The sequence below is a fragment of the Streptomyces mutabilis genome, from assembly GCF_046628145.1.
In the GTDB taxonomy this organism is placed as follows: domain Bacteria; phylum Actinomycetota; class Actinomycetes; order Streptomycetales; family Streptomycetaceae; genus Streptomyces; species Streptomyces mutabilis.
The window spans coordinates 7153227-7172848 of sequence record NZ_CP176874.1; the positions used below are offsets into that span (position 1 = coordinate 7153227).

At 73.5% G+C, this 19622-nt stretch carries 20 protein-coding genes; 11 read left to right on the forward strand and 9 right to left on the reverse strand.

Translation table 11 applies throughout. The features are described from left to right. Window positions 1–27: 27 nt before the first annotated feature. The gene (locus ACLIN4_RS32040; protein WP_289909111.1) at window positions 28–1389 is read right to left on the reverse strand and encodes a S1 family peptidase; all 1362 of its coding nucleotides are present in this window, start codon (window positions 1387–1389) and stop codon (window positions 28–30) included. 181 nt (window positions 1390–1570) lie between these two features. On the opposite strand from ACLIN4_RS32040, the gene ACLIN4_RS32045 reads away from it, so the two are divergent. The 3 genes from ACLIN4_RS32045 to ACLIN4_RS32055 all read left to right on the forward strand — a co-directional run bounded on the left by ACLIN4_RS32045 (window position 1571) and on the right by ACLIN4_RS32055 (window position 4743). Then, window positions 1571–2752: a MalY/PatB family protein gene (locus ACLIN4_RS32045; protein WP_289909110.1), complete on the forward strand. Its 1182-nt coding sequence runs from the start codon at window positions 1571–1573 to the stop codon at window positions 2750–2752. A 52-nt stretch (window positions 2753–2804) separates the two neighbouring features. Next, entirely contained in the window at window positions 2805–3191 is a 387-nt protein-coding gene (locus ACLIN4_RS32050) for a PPOX class F420-dependent oxidoreductase (protein WP_107478334.1), read from the forward strand. A 157-nt stretch (window positions 3192–3348) separates the two neighbouring features. Then, the gene (locus ACLIN4_RS32055; protein ID WP_289909109.1) at window positions 3349–4743 is read left to right on the forward strand and encodes a Gfo/Idh/MocA family protein; all 1395 of its coding nucleotides are present in this window, start codon (window positions 3349–3351) and stop codon (window positions 4741–4743) included. Between the two features lie 7 nt (window positions 4744–4750). Here ACLIN4_RS32055 and ACLIN4_RS32060 read toward each other — a convergent pair whose 3' ends face one another. Both ACLIN4_RS32060 and ACLIN4_RS32065 read right to left on the reverse strand, forming a co-directional pair. Next, window positions 4751–5164, reverse strand: a complete 414-nt coding sequence (locus tag ACLIN4_RS32060; protein WP_100045469.1) for a Zn-ribbon domain-containing OB-fold protein — start codon at window positions 5162–5164, stop codon at window positions 4751–4753. Between the two features lie 172 nt (window positions 5165–5336). After that, the gene (locus ACLIN4_RS32065) at window positions 5337–6089 is read right to left on the reverse strand and encodes a TetR family transcriptional regulator (protein ID WP_107478336.1); all 753 of its coding nucleotides are present in this window, start codon (window positions 6087–6089) and stop codon (window positions 5337–5339) included. A 129-nt stretch (window positions 6090–6218) separates the two neighbouring features. Between ACLIN4_RS32065 and ACLIN4_RS32070 the strand changes: the two genes are divergently transcribed. Then, the gene (locus tag ACLIN4_RS32070) at window positions 6219–7055 is read left to right on the forward strand and encodes a hypothetical protein (protein ID WP_107478337.1); all 837 of its coding nucleotides are present in this window, start codon (window positions 6219–6221) and stop codon (window positions 7053–7055) included. Window positions 7056–7066: 11 nt separating this feature from the next. Then, window positions 7067–7555 carry a flavin reductase family protein gene (locus ACLIN4_RS32075; protein ID WP_107478338.1) on the forward strand — a complete coding sequence of 163 codons (489 nt, stop codon included), beginning with the start codon at window positions 7067–7069 and terminating at the stop codon, window positions 7553–7555. A 25-nt stretch (window positions 7556–7580) separates the two neighbouring features. Here ACLIN4_RS32075 and ACLIN4_RS32080 read toward each other — a convergent pair whose 3' ends face one another. Next, on the reverse strand, window positions 7581–7961 hold the full coding sequence (locus ACLIN4_RS32080; protein ID WP_179342511.1) for a hypothetical protein: 381 nt from the start codon (window positions 7959–7961) through the stop codon (window positions 7581–7583). A gap of 393 nt (window positions 7962–8354) precedes the next feature. After that, entirely contained in the window at window positions 8355–9272 is a 918-nt protein-coding gene (locus ACLIN4_RS32085; protein ID WP_043384259.1) for a MurR/RpiR family transcriptional regulator, read from the reverse strand. A 203-nt stretch (window positions 9273–9475) separates the two neighbouring features. On the opposite strand from ACLIN4_RS32085, the gene ACLIN4_RS32090 reads away from it, so the two are divergent. Together ACLIN4_RS32090 and ACLIN4_RS32095 are read left to right on the forward strand one after the other, a co-directional pair. Further along, a complete protein-coding gene (locus tag ACLIN4_RS32090; RefSeq protein ID WP_179350261.1) occupies window positions 9476–9640 on the forward strand; it encodes a hypothetical protein in 165 nt (54 codons plus the stop codon). Between the two features lie 97 nt (window positions 9641–9737). After that, window positions 9738–10163 (forward strand): DUF3662 domain-containing protein, encoded by a 426-nt coding sequence (locus ACLIN4_RS32095; protein WP_100045465.1) that lies wholly within the window; start codon window positions 9738–9740, stop codon window positions 10161–10163. On the opposite strand, the gene ACLIN4_RS32100 is transcribed toward ACLIN4_RS32095, so the two are convergent. Further along, the gene (locus tag ACLIN4_RS32100) at window positions 10158–10898 is read right to left on the reverse strand and encodes a nucleoside triphosphate hydrolase (RefSeq protein ID WP_107478339.1); all 741 of its coding nucleotides are present in this window, start codon (window positions 10896–10898) and stop codon (window positions 10158–10160) included. The two genes, ACLIN4_RS32095 and ACLIN4_RS32100, sit on opposite strands and share 6 nt — an antisense overlap. Before the next feature lie 54 nt (window positions 10899–10952). Between ACLIN4_RS32100 and ACLIN4_RS32105 the strand changes: the two genes are divergently transcribed. From ACLIN4_RS32105 to ACLIN4_RS32120, 4 genes are all read left to right on the forward strand, one after another. After that, the gene (locus ACLIN4_RS32105; RefSeq protein ID WP_100045461.1) at window positions 10953–11693 is read left to right on the forward strand and encodes a beta-phosphoglucomutase family hydrolase; all 741 of its coding nucleotides are present in this window, start codon (window positions 10953–10955) and stop codon (window positions 11691–11693) included. Continuing rightward, a complete protein-coding gene (locus ACLIN4_RS32110) occupies window positions 11690–14044 on the forward strand; it encodes a glycoside hydrolase family 65 protein (protein ID WP_411576480.1) in 2355 nt (784 codons plus the stop codon). Before ACLIN4_RS32105 ends, ACLIN4_RS32110 begins: the two co-directional genes overlap by 4 nt. A 173-nt stretch (window positions 14045–14217) precedes the next feature. Continuing rightward, entirely contained in the window at window positions 14218–15696 is a 1479-nt protein-coding gene (locus tag ACLIN4_RS32115; protein WP_411576481.1) for a hypothetical protein, read from the forward strand. A gap of 97 nt (window positions 15697–15793) precedes the next feature. Further along, window positions 15794–16294: a DUF5709 domain-containing protein gene (locus tag ACLIN4_RS32120; protein WP_290011989.1), complete on the forward strand. Its 501-nt coding sequence runs from the start codon at window positions 15794–15796 to the stop codon at window positions 16292–16294. 197 nt (window positions 16295–16491) lie between these two features. Here the strand turns inward: ACLIN4_RS32120 and ACLIN4_RS32125 are convergent, their stop codons facing one another. The 3 genes from ACLIN4_RS32125 to ACLIN4_RS32135 all read right to left on the reverse strand — a co-directional run bounded on the left by ACLIN4_RS32125 (window position 16492) and on the right by ACLIN4_RS32135 (window position 19239). Next, window positions 16492–16713 carry a hypothetical protein gene (locus ACLIN4_RS32125; protein WP_043384240.1) on the reverse strand — a complete coding sequence of 74 codons (222 nt, stop codon included), beginning with the start codon at window positions 16711–16713 and terminating at the stop codon, window positions 16492–16494. A gap of 127 nt (window positions 16714–16840) precedes the next feature. Next, on the reverse strand, window positions 16841–17959 hold the full coding sequence (locus tag ACLIN4_RS32130) for a PP2C family protein-serine/threonine phosphatase (protein ID WP_107480522.1): 1119 nt from the start codon (window positions 17957–17959) through the stop codon (window positions 16841–16843). A 65-nt stretch (window positions 17960–18024) separates the two neighbouring features. Continuing rightward, a complete protein-coding gene (locus ACLIN4_RS32135) occupies window positions 18025–19239 on the reverse strand; it encodes a glycoside hydrolase family 64 protein (RefSeq protein ID WP_411576482.1) in 1215 nt (404 codons plus the stop codon). Window positions 19240–19622 lie beyond the last annotated feature (383 nt).

Genomic DNA, 19622 nt, shown 5'->3' on the forward strand with positions numbered 1-19622 from the left:
GGGTGCCCTCCTCGTACTGACCCGGGATCATCCCCATGTCGCGGAGTAGTGCCGTCGGTACGCCTTGCGGTCCTGCTCCGCGCGGATCCAGCGGGTGGCCACCAGAGCGACCATGCTGCCCGCGACGACGAGCATGCCGGGGCCGACGTTCCGGCGGTCGGTGAGGCGGGACAGGAGCGTCGAACCGTCGACACCCGTCACGGGGGCCGTGACCCCCGGTGCCGCGGCGCCCGGAGCGGTACCACCGCCGGTGGCGCCCGGCGCGGAAGGCGCCGACCCCTCCGGTGCGGAGACGAGCAGCCGGACACCCAGTGACGCCATGGCCTCCGGCAGCGGCTGGAAGAACGTCGTGCCGCCCTTGTCGCAGTCGCCGTTGCCCCCCGAGGTCACGCCGAGCGCGATGCCCTCGGAGAACATCGGGCCCCCGCTGTCGCCGGGTTCCGCGCACACGTCGGTCTCGATCAGGCCGGTGACCGTGCCCTCCGGGTAGTTGACCGTCGCGTCGAGCGCGGTCACCCGGCCGTCGCGCAACCCGGTGGTGCTGCCGCTGCGGAACACCCGCTGACCCACGGCCGGTTCACCCACGCCCGTGATCCGCACCCCCTTGCCGGCGCCGACGGCCACCACGTCGGCGCCGTCGCCCGCCTCGCCGTTCGCGTACTCCACCAGGGAGAAGTCGTCCCCGGGAAAGCTCCCGGCGACGGTCCTGCCGACCCTCCGGTCGCCCGCGCCGTCACCGAACCAGACCGACCCGGTCGGCCCGCAGTGCCCCGCGGTGAGGATGAAGTCGCTCCGCCCGTCGGTCACGTTGAAGCCCGTCGAGCAGCGCCCCGCCGTGGAGAGGATCGGCTCCGCACCGTTCAGGCGCGTGGTGAAGGTGCCCTCGGTGCGTTCCATGCGCACGAAGCCGCCGATGTCCTCGGCGACGTCCGTGAGGCGGGACCAGTCGGACCGGGAGACCGTGCTGTCCCCTCGCACCACCACCTCGTTCGACCGGTAGTCGAGGGCCCACGCCGTGCCGGGCACCCGCGGTGCCGAACGCAGCGTCGAAGTCGCCGACTTCAGCTCGGACAGGCTGTGCCGCACGACCTTCGCCCCGGCACCGGCCCGGCGCACCTCCCGCGCCGTGCGCTCGTCGGTGACCGCGACGACCGGCCGCCCGTCGTCGCCGACCCAGTGGCCCGCCGTACGGTCGGCGCCGAGCCGGGACACCAGGCCGGCGCCGGCGCCGGCGTCGGACGCGGGCCGCGCGAGCGTGTGCGGCACGGCGGGGACACCGGAGGGCTCGCTCGCCACGGCCCGGGTGACCATGGTCCCCCCGAGCAGCAGTCCGCCGACGGCGGCCAGCCGTGCCACTCGCCGGACGATGCGTCGTCGTGCGTGCCTCATGCATGAGCTCCCGAACCCGGACTCACGGCGTCACCGCCGCGGGGCCCCGCGGACATCGAGCGCCCTCCTCCCATACGGGGGCGGGCAGGCCCGTGTTCACCGGGCAGCCGGGCCGGTCCGGCCCGCGGTGTCCCTCTCGTACCGTTTCCGGGGCGCACCGTCGGCGCCTATCTTGTGCCCCATGACCAGCAACGAGCAGCACCCTTCCGACGAGGCGAACCCTCTCCGGTCGCTCACCCTCGCCCAGCTGCGCCGCCGTACGAGCATGAAGTGGCGCACGTACCCCGCGGACGTGCTGCCGCTGTGGGTGGCCGAGATGGACGTCCCGCTCGCCGCTCCCGTCGTGCGCGCCGTCACCGAGGCCATGGAACTCGGCGACACCGGCTACCCCGTCGGCACCGCCTACGCCGAGGCCCTGGCCGCCTTCGCGGGCAAGCGCTGGGGCTGGGACGACCTCGCCGTGGAACGCACCGCGATCGTGCCCGACGTGATGCTGGGCGTCGTCGAAATGCTCAAGCTGGTCACCGGGCCCGGCGACCCGGTGATCGTCAACCCGCCGGTGTACCCGCCCTTCTACGAGTTCGTGACGCACCTGGACCGGCGCGTCGTCGAAGCGCCGCTCGGCGCCGACCTGCGGATCGACCTCGGCGTGCTGGAGGAGGCGTTCCGGCGGGCCGTCACCGGCGGCGGGCGCGCCGCCTACCTGCTGTGCAGCCCGCACAACCCCACCGGCACCGTGCACACCGCCGACGAGTTGGCCGCCGTCGCCGCCCTCGCCGAGCGGTACGGCGTCCGGGTCGTCGCCGACGAGATCCACGCGCCGGTCGTCACCGCCCCCGGCGCGCGGTTCGTGCCGTACCTGAGCGTGCCCGGCGCCGAGCGGGGCCTCGCCCTGATGTCCGCGTCCAAGGGCTGGAACCTGGCCGGGCTCAAGGCGGCGCTCGCCCTCGCCGGGCCCGGTGCCGCCGCCGACCTGGCGCGCATGCCCGAGGAGGTCGGCCACGGACCGAGCCACGTCGGCGTCCTCGCCCACACGGCGGCCCTGCGCGACGGCACCGCCTGGCTGGACGCCGTGCTGACCGGGATCGACGAGAACCGGCGGCTGCTCACCCGGCTGCTGGCCGAGCACCTGCCCGGCGTGGTCCACCGCCCCGGCGAGGCGACGTACCTGGCCTGGCTCGACTGCCGCCCGCTGGACCTCGGCGACGACCCGGCGGACGTCTTCCTCCGGCGTGGCCGGGTCGCCCTCAGCTCCGGCATCCCCTTCGGCACCGGCGGCGCGGGGCACCTGCGGCTCAACCTCGCGACCTCTCCGGAGGTGATCACGGAGGCGGTGCGGAGGATGGCGGCGGCCGTGGACTGAGCCGAGGTGCCGGGCCGCCGCACCGGGGCCGTCGCACGCCTAGACTCCCGCCATGGATGACGTCTCGACGGCCCGGCTCGGCGCCGGCAAGTACCTGCTGGTCACCACGTACCGGAAGAACGGCACCCCGGTCGCCACCCCGGTGTGGGTCGTACGGGACGGGGACGCGCTCGGCGTGTGGACCGTCGCCGACTCCTGGAAGGTCAAGCGCGTCCGCAACCGCGCCGACGTGCTGGTCGGCCCCTGCGACGTGCGCGGCCGGCCGACCGGCGACCAGGTCCCGGCGACGGCGGAGATCTGCGACCCGGCCACCACCGGACGCTACCGCCGGCTGATCGCCCGCAAGTACGGCGTCGTCGGCCGGCTCACCCTCCTCGGCAGCCGGCTGCGCCGCGGGTCGGCCGGCACCGTGGGCATCCGGATCACGCTCACGTCCTGAGCGGCCCGGCCCGGCTCGCGTCACCGCGTCGCCCGCGACAGGAGGGGTGCGGCGGCCAGATCCCAAGAAGGGTGGCACGACGGCCCGATCTGCGAGGAGTCACGACGGCCCGATCGTCGAGGAGTGACCCCGCAGTCGGATGGAAAGGGCTTTCTACATGAGTCCGACTCCCTCCTTGCGCGCCGCCGTCGTCGGCACCGGCCACCGCGCCCAGACCTTCACCAGGGGCCTCGCCGAACGCCCCGGTCACCGCGTCGCCGCCCTGTGCGACCCGAGCCCGACCCGGATGGCCTTCCACAACCGGCTGCTCACGGCGGCCGGTGAACCTCCCGCGGCCCAGTGGGACCCCGAGCGCTTCGCCGACCTGCTCGGCGAGGAGGGCATCGACGAGGTGATCGTCACCACCGTCGACGCCGAGCACGACCGGTACATCGTCCCGGCGCTGCGCGCGGGCTGCCGCGTCGTCACCGAGAAGCCGATGACCGTCGACGCCGACCGTTGCGCCCGCATCCTGGACACCGTCCGCGAGACCGGCAACTCCCTCACCGTCGCCTTCAACTACCGCTTCAACCCCGTCCACGAGAAGGTGCGGGCGCTGCTGGCCCGGGGCGCGGTCGGGGAGGTGCTGTCCGTCCACTTCGAGTGGCTGCTGGACGTGCGGCACGGTGCGGACTACTTCCGCCGCTGGCACCGGGACAAGCGCCGCAGCGGCGGGCTGATGGTGCACAAGTCCTCGCACCACTTCGACCTCGTCAACTGGTGGCTGGCCGACGAGCCGCAGGAGGTCTTCGGCTACGGACGCCTCGGCTTCTACGGCCGCGAGGCGGGCGAACGCCACGGGCTGCGCCGGGAGTACGCCCGGGCCCACGGCGCCGGGCCGGCCGCCGACGACCCCTTCGCCCTCGATCTGGCCGCCAATGACACCCTGCGCGCCCTCTACCTGGACGCCGAACGGGACGACGGGTACCTGCGCGACCGCAACGTCTTCGACGGGCCGGTCACCATCGAGGACGACATGGCGGTCCTGGTCCGGTACGCCCGCGGTGCCACGATGACGTACCACCTGACGGCCTACTCCCCGTGGGAGGGGTACCGGGTGATGATCAACGGCAGCGCCGGACGCCTGGAGCTGGAGGTGGAGGAGAGCCGCTGGGCGAGGCCCTCGACCCGGGCGGCCTCGGAACGGGGAGCGGTGCACGGGGACACGGCCGCCGAGCACGCGGGCGGCGCCCGCCTCACCCTGCGCCCGCTGTGGCAGCCCCCGGTCGACATCCCGCTCGACGTCGACCACGAGGCGCACGGCGGCGGTGACCCGCGCATGCTGGACGCGCTGTTCGGCCCGGTGGGTGCGGTCCGGCCGGGCACGGAACCGGGTACCGCCGCGTACCCGGACGCCGCCGCGCACCCGACGGCCACCGAACGCGACGGCGCGCTCGCGCTGGTCGTCGGTCTCGCCGCCAACCGGAGCTTCGGGACGGGGGCACCGGTACGCACCGGCACCCTGCTGCCCGGTACGCCGGCGCCGTGCGGGGACGGGCCGGCCGTGAACTGACCGTCGCTCAGGTCCAGGCCCGGTACGGTTCGTCGACCAGTTGGAAGACCGGCTCGCCCCGCACCGGGTCCTTGGCCGTGGACAGCCGTACCCGGTCGCCGCTGTGGATGCCGATGAGCGGGCCCATCACCCGGCCGCGCAGCACGAAGCCCTCGGCCATCTCGATCAGGGACACGTTGCGCGCCGCCGGGGTGTTGCGGTGCACCACCGTGGAGTGCCGCACCGTCCCCGTGCCGTCGCTGCGTTCGGTCCGCAGGTCGCTGCCACGACAGACCGGGCACAGCACCCGGTGGTACATGGCCGTGCCGCACCAGGTGCAGCGCTGGAAGAGGATCGCCTCGGTGTCCGGGGCCTTGGGGTCGAGGACGCCCGTCGCGGAGCCGGCTGTCTGCTGAGCGACGTTTCCTGAGTGGTGGTACACGCTGGTCAACTCCCTGCATTCGAGCCGGAATCCGGGTGCGCGGTCACCCGGGCACACCTGTGCGGGTGACCGTGCCACCGTGCACATCCTCAGGTTATGGCACTGCGTGCCACACGTAAAGGCACTGCGTACCCTTGGTTGCGTGCGGTGCGACCCGCTCGCCGAGGGCCGGTCAGCCGTCGGCGAACGCCGCCTCGACCTCCCGCACGACCTGCCACAGGGGCGCTCCGCGCCGCGCGACGACCACGACCACGTCCCCCCGCTCCCCGGTCGCGGGCGGTACGGGGACGCTCCCGAAGGCGGACTGCGCGTACCCGAGCGCATGGTCCACCGCGGCGGCCGCGTCGTCCCGCCCGTCCGAACGCAGCCAGGAGCGCAGCGCGTTGTTGTGCGCCGCGACCACCGCGGCCGCGATCACGTCCGCCCTCAGGGCCCCGTCCGGCCGTCCGCCGAGGCGTCCGCGAAGGTAATCGGCGAGGGCGCGTTCGTAGCGCCACACCACCGACAGCTCGTACGCGCGCAGCCCGGGGACCTTCTTGGTGAGGTGGTAGCGCTGCACCGAGAAGTCCGGGTTCTCGGCGTACATGCGCAGCACCAGCCGGGCCGCGTCGCAGACCCGGGCCACCGGGTCGGTGTCCTCGGGCGAGGCGGCCAGGAAAGCCGTCATGTCCGCCAGGCACCGCTCGTGGTCGGGGAAGACCACGTCCTCCTTGGAGGGGAAGTAGCGGAAGAAGGACCGCCGTCCGACACCGGCCAGCGTGACGATGTCGTCGACGGTCGTCTGTTCGTAGCCCCGTTCCAGGAACAGCCGGAACGCCGCCGCGACCAGTGCCTCCCGCATCGGCGGCCGGCCGCCCGCCGCATCCGTGGCACCCGCCGCGCCGGTGCCGTCCCCGCGGCCGGGCGCCGCACTGCTGGAGCTCATGAGGGGGAACGTAGCAGTTCACCGGCTGCCTGGCACTCAGTGCAGCCTCGAGAGGGAACTGAGTGCACTCAAGTCGCCCGGTGTACCGATCGCATACGATCACACCCGGTCAGCCCCGAGGAGTTCCGCATGCCGCCCGCCCGCCCCCGCCTCCTGTACGTCACCGACCTGGCCTACCGGGCGCGCGGGCGGCGCTACTGCGACGAGGACATCTTCCTGACCTCCCGGCTGCGCGACGAGTTCGACCTGGCGCTGTGCCATCCGGGAGAGGCCGCCGCACTGCTCGACGCCTTCGACGCCGTCGTCGTCCGCAACAGCGGTCCCGTGCTGGGCCACCTGGCCGCCTACACCGCCTTCCGCGAGCGCGCGGCCGAACTGGGCGCCCGCGTCTACAACCAGCTCACCGGCCGGGCGGACATGGCCGGCAAGCAGTACCTGCTCGACCTGAGCGCCGCGGGGGAACCGGTCATCCCCACCGTCGGCCGGCTCCAGGACCTGCACCTGCTGCCGGCGGCGGACGAGTACGTCGTCAAGCCCCGGCTCGGCGCAGACTCGGAGGGCCTGCGGTTCGTGCCGGCGGACCGTCTGCGGGAGGCGCTGCGCGACGACGCCGGGGACGTCCTCGTCCAGCCGCGCGTCGACTTCGCGTACGAGGTCTCCTTCTACTTCGTCGACGACGACTTCCAGTACGCGCTCCACGCGCCGGACCCCGCCCGGCGCTGGCAGCTGGAGCCGTACGACGCCACCGCGCGGGACCTCGAGTTCGCCCGGCGGTTCATCCGCTGGAACGGCATCGACCACGGTATCCAGCGCGTGGACGCCTGCCGCGCTCCGGGCGGCGAACTGCTGCTCGTCGAGCTTGAGGACCTCAACCCCTACCTGTCGCTGGACGCCCTCGACGAGGCGCGCCGGGACTCCTTCGTCACCGCCCTGCGGGCGGCACTTCGGCGTCTTCTCGCGGACTGAGCCCCTCTACCATGGCCGGCATGGACGTGTTTGTCGGCAGGCTCGACCCGGACATGTGCGTGGTGACGGCCGCGGCGGGCGGGGAACGGGCGGGGTGCCTGGTCGGGTTCTCCTCGCAGTGCTCGCTCGACCCGGTGCGCTACGCCGTCTGGCTCTCCGAGGTCAACCGGACCTTCCGGGTGGCGCGGTCCGCCGATTTCCTGGCCGTTCATCTCCTCGCCCGCGACCAGCGCGCGACGGCCGAACTCTTCGGCGGGCGGACCGGCGACGAGGAGGACAAGTTCGGGCGGGTCCGCTGGCGCGAGGGCCACGGCGGGGCAGTGGTGCTGGAGGACGCCGAGGCGTGGTTCGTCGGGCGCGTCGTGGAGCGCGTCGCCGGGGGCGATCACGTCGGGTTCGTGCTCGAGCCCGTCGAGTGGGGCGGACGGGACGGAGCCGGCGGGCCACTGCTGCGGCTTTCCGACGCCGCGGACATCGCGGCGGGCCATCCGGTGGACTGACGCGCTCACGTGGGTGCGGCCCGGGTCAGCGCCCGGCGCCACGCTCCACCAGCGCCTCGGTGACCGCCCGCACGCTGCGCGCGATGTGCTGCAACTGCAGGACCTCCGCCGCGTACAGCTTGATGGTGTGCTCGATGACCGACTCGTGCAGCCCGAGCCGGGGCAGATCCGCTCGGGCGGTCTGCAGGGCGGTGCGCGCCACCCGGATCTCGTGCTGGACCTGGATCTGCGCATGGCGGGCGAGCAGCACGGGGTGGCGGATCAGCGCCGGATAGCCGGCGTAGCGGGCCGGCACCAGCTCGCGCAGCCACTTGGCCGCCGAGCGTTCCCAGTCGTAACTGCCGGGCGCCTTCACCTGGCAGGGCCAGTCCGGGCTGGTGCGCGTGGTCGTCAGGGGCATGATCATCGCTTCCGGTGTGCGGCGTCGGCGGGGTGGGCGACGGTGGGGGGGGGCGGTCCCGGTCCAGGGGACGACCGGGACCGCCGCGGGCGCTCGCGCAGGCGGTGCCCGACGGAACATCCGGTCACGCCGGAGCGGGTAGGAGCCGGCGGTCAGGATGTTCACGCAGGTGCGGACGCGGCCCGGGGCGGCCGGGGCGCGATCCGTGAGCAGTATTTATATATGCCATCCGGTTTGCAAGGCGTATGAAAACATTCATGCCTGCTTTGATCGGATGGATCCGTGGATCCGTGGATCGGTGGACCGCTGGACCAGTGGGACCCGTGGACCGTGGGACCCCGTGTGGACCCGTCCGCGTCCGCCGCCCGCCGGTCGCACTCCCCGGTCGGAGTGGACGGATCAGTCCCGGAGGAAGAACTGGTGCTGGTCCGCGACCTGCTCGTACTCCTCCAGCCGGGCCTGGGTCCGCTCGGGATCGGCGTCGGTCATGGCCTGGAGCAGGGCCGCGCACATCACCCCGGGCGCCGCGTAGGAGTCGAAGACCAGCCGTGACCCCGTCCCCGTGGCGAAGGTGACGTCGGCCTCGTCGACGACGGGGCCGAGGGCCAGGTCGGTGATCAGCGCCACCTTCAGTCCGGCCCCCCGCGCCACCCGGACCGCGTTCAGCGTCTCCTGGGCGTGCCGGGGCATGGAGAAGGCCAGCACCCAGGTACCGCCCGCCTCCCGGGACTGGAGCAGGGCGTCGTAGGCGACGCTGCCGCCGCGGGTCACCAGACGCACGTCCGGGTGGACCCGGCGGGCCGCGTAGGCGAAGTACTCGGCGAGCGAGACGGAGATGCGCAGCCCGAGAACGGTCAGCGGCGCCGAGGCGGCCAGCTTGCGGCCGACGTCGATCACGCGGTCGGCGTCGGCGAAGTCGCGCCGCAGGTTCTCCAGGTTCTCGATCTCGGCGTCGACGGCGGCCTGGAGCTCGTTGCCCCGGTTCTCCTCGGCCGGGACACCGCCCCGGCCGCCCAGCGCGATCGACTGGAGCCGCTCCCGCAGTGCCGGGTATCCGCTGAAGCCCACCGCCGAGGCGAACCGCGTCACCGAGGGCTGGCTGACGCCCGCCCGGTCGGCGAGGTCCGTGATCGACAGGAACGCCGCCTCGGTGAGGTGCTCGATCAGGTACTGCGCGATGCGCCGCTGCCCGGGGGACAGGCGGGGCCGGTCGAACAGCGTCCTGAGCCGGGACGTGGCGGAGACCTCCGTCTCCTCGGCCGCACGTCCCGAGGTGATCGCCGATGCCTGTGCGCGGGCCTGCTGCGGCGATGGCACGGGTGCGCCTCCTTTGTCTCCCACGGAGGTCAACATAGCTCACCCCTCGTGACCGGCAGGGCGGTGTCCGGGGCCGCTCCACCGCCCCGCGACGCCGGACCCCGCCCCGCGCGACCGGCATCGCAGCCGGCGGGGATAGCCCCGCGCCGACCGGGAACCCGCCGTTGCGGAAGCGACCGCAGAGCAGCACGAAAGGCACCGTCATGACCGTCCCGGAAGAGAACCGGCCGAAGACCGACACCACCGACGACGTCCTCGACCGGCGCGAGGACGAGGAGGCGCCCCGCCCGCCGGGAGGCACCGGCCGGACCATGCGCGAGGCCCTGGAGGAGGCGCACGTCCGCCCCGACGACTACGACGAGCGATGACCGCCCGTTGACCGCGCCACGAACGCACGCCACCAGGGCGACCGGCCACGCCGTCCGGGCGGCCGGTCCCGCGCACACCCCCGGCAGGTGACACCGTATGGGCGCCATCAGCGCGCTGGAGAAGACACTCGAGAACCGCATGGAAGCACTGTGGGCGCGAGCCTTCGGCAAGGAACCCGTCGAACTCCTCGACGCCCTGCGCACCGAATGCGACAGCAAAGCCGTGGTCTCGCCGGCGGGGCGGGTCATGGTCCCCAACGCGTACGACGTCGCGCTCGCCGGCGCCGTCCACGACGAACTGGCGCGCCGCGACGGCCGGGTGGGCCAGGTGCTCACCGACAGCCTGGCCCGGCACGCCGAACGGCGCGGCTACGAGTGGGCCGGTCCGCTGGCCGTGCACGTCGCCAGGTCGGACGACGTGCCGAACGGGCGCTACCGCGTGACGAGCGGCGTCCTGCCGCACGTGAGCGCCGACGGCTTCCCGCACGCGGAGCAGCCGCGCCTCACGGGCGGTGGTTCATGACCGGGTGACCGGCATCGCGCCCTCGGGCACCACGAGGTCGGCGCGGTCCCGGGTGGCCGCGACCAGGTCGGCGTTGCGCTGGTCGCTGCCCAGGACCCAGGCGACCGCGTCCTCGTGGGACTTGCCGAACCGCTCGTGACGGGCCACCAGGCGCCGGATCCGTTCCGGCTCCGGGAGTTCGCAGAACCACACCTCGTCGAGCCCGGAACGCACCCGCGCCCAGGCGCCGCCGCCCAGCAGCAGGTAGTTGCCCTCCGTCACGATCAGCCGCGCCGACGGCGGTACCGGCACGGCGCCGGCGATCGGCTGCTCCAGCACGCGCTCGAAGCCGGGCGCGTACACGATGTCGCCGACGGCCTCCCCGCCGTCCGCCGGCTCCTCGCAGTCCGCCGATCCCGCACCGCCCGCCGCCGCACCGCCCGCCGCCGTGCCGCCCGGCACCTCCTCGCGCAGGCGGCGCAGCAGCGCCGCGTACCCGGCCGCGTCGAAGGTGTCGGGCGCGCCCTTGCGGTCCCGGCGGCCCAGCCGGTCCAGTTCGGCGTCGGCGAGGTGGAAGCCGTCCATGGGGACGTGCGCGACCCACGGATCGCCGGCCCCGTTCAACTCCCGTACCAGGCACTCGGCGAGCGTGGTCTTGCCGGCCCCGGGGCTGCCGGCGATACCGAGGATCGCGCGCCGTCCGCCCCGGGGCAGCGAGCGGGCACGGGCGAGGAGGTCGTCGAAAGTCAGCGGCACACCGCAGAGTGTGTCACCTGATCGGACCCGCCCCGGCGGGGAACTGTGTCGGGTATGACGACGCAGCTGGGACTTCCCGACGACATCCAGGCCTGCCTCTTCGACCTCGACGGGGTCGTCACCAAAACGGCGGTGGTGCACGCCGCCGCGTGGAAGGAGACCTTCGACGCCTTCCTGCGCGAGCGGGACGGCGCGGATTTCCGGCCCTTCACCGACTCCGACTACGACGAGTACGTCGACGGCCGCCCCCGTGCCGACGGCGTGCGCACCTTCCTCGCCTCCCGCGGCATCGAACTGCCCGAGGGCGGCCCCGACGACCCACCGGACGCCCTGACCGTGGGCGGCGTCGGCAACCGCAAGAACGAGCTGGTCCTGGAGAAGATCCGCACCGACGGCGTGCAGCCCTACGAGGGCACGCTGCGCTACATCGACGCGGTCCGCGCCGCCGGCCTCGCCACCGCGATCGTCTCCTCCAGCGCCAACACCCTGGACGTCCTGCGCTCCATCGATGCCGAGCGCCTGTTCGACGTACGCGTCGACGGCGTGGTGGCCCGCGAACGGGGGCTGCCGGGCAAACCGCGCCCCGACACCTTCCTCGCCGCCGCCCGCGACCTCGGCGTCGAACCGTCCCGCGCCGCCGTCTTCGAGGACGCGCTGGCCGGCATGGACGCGGGCCGCTCCGGGCACTTCGGGTACGTCGTCGGCGTGGACCGCGTCGGCCAGACCGACGCCCTCTACGCCCACGGTGCGGACCGCGTCGTCAAGGACCTCGCCGAACTGGGGGACGACGCGTGATCACCAACCGGACGTACGCCGTCGAACCCTGGTCCGTGCGCGAGACGGCCCTCAACCTCGACCTCCTGGCCCAGAGTGAATCCGTCTTCGCCCTGTCCAACGGGCACATCGGCTGGCGCGGCAACCTCGACGAGGGCGAACCGCACGGCCTGCCCGGCAGCTACCTCAACGGCGTCTACGAACTCCACCCGCTGCCCTACGCCGAAGCGGGCTACGGCTACCCGGAGTCCGGCCAGACCGTCATCAACGTCACCAACGGCAAGCTGCTGCGCCTGCTGGTCGACGACGAACCCTTCGACCTGCGCTACGGCCGGCTCGTCAAGCACGAACGGACCCTGGACCTCAGGCGCGGCGTCCTGGAGCGGACCTGCGAGTGGACCTCCCCGGCCGGCACCACCGTCCGGGTGCGCTCCACCCGGCTGGTCTCCCTCACCCAGCGGGCCATCGCCGCCGTCTCCTACGAGGTGGAGCCCGTCGACAGCCGGGCCAGGGTCGTGATCCAGTCCGAGCTGGTCGCCAACGAGAGCCTGCCCGACCCCGACGGCGACCCCCGTGCGTCCAGAGCCCTGCGGTCACCCCTGGAGCCCGAGGAGGACATGGCCGTCGGCTCCCGGCTGCGCCTGCTCCACCGGACCCGCCGCAGCGGCCTGCGGGTCGCCGTGGCCGCCGACCACGTCGTCGACACCTCCGGCGAGATCACCACCAGCAGCGAGAGCAACGAGGACGTCGCGCGCCTGACCATCACCTCCGTGCTCGAACCCGGCCAGCGGCTGCGGGTGCGCAAGACCGTCGCCCACGGCTGGTCGGGCGCCCGCTCCCGGCCCGCCATGAGCGATCAGGTCGAGGCCGCGCTGGCCGCCGCCGCGCACAGCGGCTGGGACGGCCTGGTGGCCGAACAGCGCGCCTACCTCGACGACTTCTGGGCGCGGGCGGACGTCGAGGTGCACGGTGACGAGGAGATCCAGCAGGCCGTGCGGTTCGCCCTGTTCCACGTCCTGCAGGCCGGCGCCCGCGCCGAACAGCGGGCCATTCCGGCCAAGGGACTGACCGGCTCCGGTTACGACGGGCACGCGTTCTGGGACACCGAGATGTTCGTGCTGCCCGTGCTGACCTACACCGAGCCCAGGGCCGTCGCCGAGGCGCTGCGCTGGCGCCGGGACACCCTGCCCGCCGCCCGGGACCGCGCCACCCAGCTGGGCCTGCGCGGCGCCGCGTTCCCGTGGCGGACCATCGACGGCTCGGAGGGCTCCGCCTACTGGCCGGCCGGCACGGCCGCCTTCCACGTGGCCGCCGACATCGCGCACGCCGCGGTGCGCTACACGGCGGCGACCGGCGACACCGACTTCGAACGCGACACCGCCCTCGAACTCCTGGTGGAGACGGCCCGGCTCTGGCGCTCGCTGGGTCACCACGACCACCACGGCGTCTTCCACATCGACGGCGTCACCGGTCCGGACGAGTACAGCGCCATCGCCGACGACAACACGTACACCAACCTCATGGCGCGCTCGAACCTCCTCGCCGCGGCCGACGCCTGCGAGCGCCACCCCGACGACGCGGCCCGGCTCGGCGTGGACGACGAGGAGAGCGCCGCCTGGCGGGACGCCGCCGAGTCGGTGCAAGTCCCCTACAACGAGGAGATCGGCGTCCACGAGCAGCACGCGGGCTTCACCCGTCACCAGCGCTGGGACTTCGCCCGCACCGCCGCCGACCAGTACCCGCTGATGCTGCACTTCCCCTACTTCGACCTCTACCGCAAGCAGGTGATCAAGCAGTCCGACCTCGTGCTGGCGATGTACACCTGCGGCAGCTGGTTCGACGCCCACTGCGACGAGGACCAGATCGCCCGCAACTTCGCCTACTACGAGCCGCTCACGGTACGGGACTCCTCCCTTTCCGCGTGCTGCCAGGCCGTCGTCGCCGCCCAGACCGGACACCTGCGCCTGGCCTACGACTACGCCGCCGAGGCCGCGCTGATGGACCTCGCGGACCTGGAGCACAACACCCGCGACGGGCTCCACATCGCCTCGCTCGCCGGTACGTGGATGGCGCTGGTCGCCGGCTTCGGCGGCACCCGCCGGGAGGGCGACAGCCTCCGGTTCACGCCGCGGCTGCCCGAGAAGTTCAGCCGCCTCGCCTTCCGGCTCCAGTTCCGCGGCCGGTGCCTGCGTGTGGAGGTCCGCGCCGACAGGGCGACGTACACCCTGCTGTCCGGCGAGCCGCTCACCATCCACCACCACGGGACGCCGCTGGCCGTGAACGGTGACGGGCCCGTCACCCGCGCGATCCCCGCGCCCAAACGGCGTCCCACCCCCGAACAACCCCCGCACCGACGCCCCAACGCCCATTGACGGGGCCCGCGGACCGGAACCGAACCGATCGCGCGACTGGCCGAGTTCCACCCTGCGCGGCCGTGCCCCGCGCACTAGTTTGACCATGTAATCCGACTTCCGGGTTCCCGCTCAGCGGCGGCAGGAGGTGAGGACCGGACGACCCCGTGACGGGCGGGGGTGAGGGGTGCACGATGACCGACGGTGCGAACGCCATGCTCGCCGACAGACGACGGGGCGAGCCGGCCGCGCCGCCCGGCACCCCGCGACGCCTGCGCGGCGACGCTCTGCTCGCGGCGGTGGCCGCCGTGTTCACCCTCACCCAGCTGATCTTCGTCCACCCGTGGATGGGGCTCGGCTGGGACGAGATCGTGTACACCAGCCAGGTCACCACCCACCACCCCGCCGCCTTCTTCAGCGCACCGCGCGCCCGCGGCGTCTCCCTGCTGGTGGCGCCCGTCGCGTCCTGGTCGGAGTCCACCGAACTGCTGCGCGTCTACCTCGCCCTGCTCTCCGGCGCCGGTCTGTACCTCGCCCTGCGCGCCTGGAAAGGGCTGTTCCCGGCCCGCGTCCTGGCCACCGCCGGCGCGTTCTTCGCGACTCTGTGGGTGACGCTGTTCTACGGCCCCCAGGCCATGCCCAACTACTGGGTCGCGATCGGCGCCCTGATCTGCGTGGGCTGCTTCCTGCGGTCCTGGCAGGGGCACTCCGGCCGGACCGCGCTGTGGGGGGTGGTGGCCGGCGCCGCGCTGATGGCGTGGATGCGGCCCACCGACGCGGTCTGGGTGACTCTGCCGCTGCTGGTCCTGGTCCTCGTACGCCGCCGCTGGCTTCTGCTGCTCGCCCTCGTGGGCGGTCTCGCGGCCGGGGGAGTGGAGTGGGTGATCGAGGCGTACGGCTGGTACGGCGGCCTCGGGGAGCGCCTGTCGAGGGCCTCCGAGATCCAGGGCGGCCTCGGCTGGAACATCGCCGTCGACGACCAGATGCGCAGCCTGGGCGGCCGGGGCCTGTGCCGGCCCTGCACCGGGTCGATGCCGCACCCGGTGGTCACCGCGTGGTGGGTCGTCCTGCCGTTCGTCGCCGTCCTGGGCGTCGTCGTCGCGGTCCGGGCGCGGCGCACCGCCCGCACGCTGATCCCGTTCGTCTGCGCCGTCACGGCCGCGGCACCCTACCTGTTCATGATCGGCTACGCGGCGCCGCGCTTCCTCCAGCCCGCCTACGCCCTGCTGGCGATCCCGGTGGCCGACGGGCTGTGGCACCTGGTCCGGACGCGGCAGGGGCGGTGGCGGCCGGTGGCCGCGCCCCTGGTCGCGCTCGCGCTGGCCGGCCACCTCGCGGTGCAGTTCACCGTCCTCGAGGGCACGGTGGACCGCAACGTCGCCAGCCGCGAGGACTGGGCCCGCGTCGCGGACGAACTGCACCGGCTGGGGGTCCGTCCGCCCTGCCTGATCACCGGGCACGAGTCCATCCCGATCGGCTACTACACCGGCTGCTCCTCCGGCTCGACCAGCGGGAACAACGAGAACACCACCGCCGCCGAGATCCTGGACACCGCCCGCCGGCTCCCGGTCGCCGCCGTCACCGGCCCGGACGGCGGCGTGCCCGGCTACGCCCGCGACTGGACCCCGTACCGCATCACCGATCTGACCGTCCGCGTCGCGCCCCGCGGGTGAAGACCACCCCGCCGGAACGGGTTAGAGATCGCGTATCGGGAAACGCGAACCGCACACCGAGACCACCGAGCCGACGCAGCGCGAGAGGGAGGCAGCGATGGGCACGGACCCGATGGCCGACGACGTCTACCAGCCCACCGGGAACAACGAGGAGCAGGAGGACGCCGCGCCCCTCGACCTCCAGGACGCCGTCGACGAGCGGACCTACGACGACACGCTGGACGAGGGCTACTCCCCGCCGGAGAAGCCCCTCGGCGTGACCAAGCACGGCACCACGGCCGCGGAGCAGCACGACGGCGAGACCCTGGACGAACGGCTCTCCCAGGAGGTGCCGGACGTGTCCGGGCCCACCGGGGACGGCGTGGGTGACCAGCCCGACGGCGAGGGCGAGCCGGTCGACCCCGAGGCGGGCACCGATCGCGCCGGCCGGCTGGTCGCCCCGGACGAGGGCGTACGCACCGACACGACCAAGGAGACGGTCGCCGAGGACGTGGGGATCGACGGCGGGGCCGCGGGCGCCGAGGAGGCAGCCGTGCACGTCGTGGAGGACGAGACGGCGCTCCCGGACCGCGAGGACGACCGCGGCAGGACCGCCTGACCGATCGCCCGGACGTCCCGGGCTGTCCGGGCAGCCCTGTCAGCCCGGACAACCCGGGCAGCCCGGACAACCCGGGCAGCCCGGACCCTTTGATCCACCTGATACGCCGACGGGGCTCGCCCGTCACCCGGCCCGGGTCGGTGCGTCGCGCACCGGCCCGGGCCGCGTGAGACGGGGGAACGCGGGCGGCCGCCCGGTCAGGGAAGGAGCTTGTCGAGAGCGGCGGGGCCCTCCTCGGCCAGCTTGCGCCGGGCCCATTCGAGATTCTTCGGGGTGATGTCCCGGCCGGCCGCGAGGACCACGTCCTCCGGGGACACGTCCGTGCCGGTGCGGGCGTGGAGCAGGTCGTCCGGTGTGGCGCGGTCGTCCCCCGCGCGGGCTTCGGACGGCTGGGAGGCGTCGGGCTGTGACGTCGACATGATCAGTGCTCCTCGGATCCGGATCGCTGCTTCGGTGCCGTGTTGTTGTCGGTCCCGAATATCCCGATAACACCATTCAATGCGGAAGCGGACCGCGCATCCGGAAGGCCGGACGCGTTTCGGGCCGTCACGGGGGCGCGGGAGTCAGGACGAGCATCGTGACGTCGTCCTCCACGTCCGGGCAGAAGCGCACGAGGTCGGCCCAGACGCGCTCCGGGAGTGTGGCGGCGTCCCCGCCGCCTTCGGCGTCCTGGGCGGCGAGGGCGGTCAGCCGGTCGGCCAGCGGGTAGAAGGCACCGCTGTCGTCCCTGGCCTCGACCACCCCGTCGGAGGCGAGGAAGAGCCGGTCGCCGGGGCGCAGCGCCACCGTGCACGCCTCGATCGCGCCGGCGTCCGCCAGCCCGAGCCCCAGTGGTGTCCACGGGGAGACCTCCAGTTCCGTGGCGCGCGCACCGCGCAGCAGGAACGGCGGCGGGTTGCCGCACACGACGACGCGCACCCGCAGGGCGTCGGCGGAGAACTCCAGCAGCGCGGCCGTCGCGAACAGTTCGGCGTGCCGCGCGCCCGCGGAGTCCACCAGCAGCCTGCGGTCCAGCCGTCCCGCCACCGACGCCAGGTCCGGCTCGTCGAGCACCGCCTCCCGGAACGCCCCCAGGAGCGACGCGACCGTCGACACCGCCGACAGCCCGTGTCCCTGGACGTCACCCGTCACGGCCCGGACACCGAAGGGCCCGTCCCGCACGTCGAAGAAGTCGCCCCCGACCAGGGTGCCGCGCTGGGCCGCCCGGTAGAGCCCCGCGCAGCGCACCGCCCCGACCCGCTCGGGCAGCGGTGGAGCGACGGCCCGCTGAGCCGCCTCGGCGACCGTGCGCTCCAGATCCAGCTGGGCGTCGCGGCGGCTGCGCACGAAGGACACGAAGACGCTCAGGGCCGCGACGAACACGACGGTCAGCAGGTCGGCGTCGCCCGGACGGTCGAGCCGGAAGGCGGGCACGGTCAGCAGCGCGATCACGGCACCGCACAGCAGGGCCGTCGCCAGCGGCCCGTACGACAGGACGGCCAGCGGCGGGATGGCGCCCAGCAGGAAGCCGATGTCGAGCCGGTCGTCGCTGAGCAGCGTCGCCACGCAGATCGCCCCGGTCAGGACCGGCGGCAGCACCCGCACCCAGCGGGGCGGCGGAGCACCGCTCAGCCAGCTCCGCCGGTCCTCGTCCCGGCGCGGTGGCGCGGCCGACACCTTTCGCACACCCACCACGCTCCTACGCCGCCCCGCCTCCCGCACGCCGAGCCGGGGCGGCCGTGGGGGAGGGGCTAGAACGCGGTCAGGGTCAGCCGGAACCCGGTGGGCGCGGTGTCCTGGACGTAGGAGGCGAAGTCCGCGACGTCGTCGAAGGCGAAGCCGTACGCCTTCCCGTCCTCGGTGGCCGCGTGCACAGCCTTGGAGTAGTGGTTGGTCAGCGCCGCCCGGTAGAACGACGCCGGGTCGGTCGTGGGCTGGTCGGCGGAGGTGACCAGCGTGGAGCGGTTGAAGGCCGCGCCCAGGACCGCCGCGACCGGGCCGGTCGTGCCGTCGTTGGGCGCGGCCAGGGCGCCGTCGCAGAAGAGCACGTCCCGGGTGGACGGCTTGGCGAACGACACCTGGGCGGGGCCGTCGAAGGTCAGCCGGTCACCGCGCACCCGGCCGGTGAAGGTGCCGGCGTTGGTGGTGATCCGCAGGTCCTTGCCGGTGTACGTGCTCCAGACCTCGTCGATGTACGGGGCCAGGTAGTCCTCGGGGAACAGCCCGGCGTCCAGGCCGTGGCCGGGGGCGATCACCCGCGTGTCGTCCACGACGAGCGGCGCGAACTCCTCGACCGACCGCACCGCCTCGAAGACGGCCGCCCGTCCGCCGGGGCGTACGGTGCCCGTCGTCTGGTCCTTGGCCCCGGTCAGCCGGATGCTCAGCGGCACGCTGAACATGTCGACCATGGTGGTGTTGCAGAACATGCCGGAGGAGTTGTAGGTGAACTCGGCGCAGTCGTGCAGCACTCCGTGGTTGGGGTCGGACTTCACCCAGCCCGCCGGGTACTGGAGCGCCGGATTGCCGGCGCCGTCGGCGACGACCTTGAACTTCAGCTTCGCGCCGAGCGAGACGTAGATCCGGCCGGAGAGGTACGGCAGTGACAGCGTTGTCCCGCCGCTGCCGGCGAGACTGATCGCGTAGTCGGTGAAGCCGTCGGCTCCGTTGTCCGACAGCGCCACGGGTGCGACGGTGCCGTCGGGGGTGAGGCGCACCTGCCGGCCGTCCTGGTTGCCGACGATGTAGACGTGCACGTCGGCGTTGCCGAAGGAGCCGGTGTCGTTGACGATCGTCAGCGGCAGGGCGCCCGCGGCCTCGGCCCGGGGCGCGGCAGTGTCGCCGTCCGCGTCGACGCCCGCGAGGGCGTGCGGGGCGACGGCGGCGGCGACGGGGGCGGCCACGACCGCGCCGCCGAGGGCGACGAGGAGCTTGCGGCGGCCGAGCGGACGCTGGTGACGGGGAGTCATGTGGGGGGTCTCCAGAGTGTTCGGGACATGACAGAGTGCGGGCGGAATCCTGAGAGCGCTCTCACACCGTGCGCCGATGGTACGCAGAACGCATGGTGCGGCCAACCGCTCCGGTCCGCCCCAAACTCCTTGCTACTTCTCCCACTTGGGATGTCCGGTGCCGGACGAGCAACGCTTAACCGGCGTTTAAGGCCCGTTTAATCCGTGCGGGAGGCCGGAGGCCCGCTCGCGGGGCGACCACTGCTGTGTGGCGGCGCCCGAGACCGACGGCCGACCGGCCGCGCCGCGGCGCCGACGCAGCGGGCCGGGGTGCGCTCCGGCCCGGTGTCGGTGCCGGGTGGCATGCTGGCCGTCAGGGTGATCACCGGAGCGGGTGGCGGAGG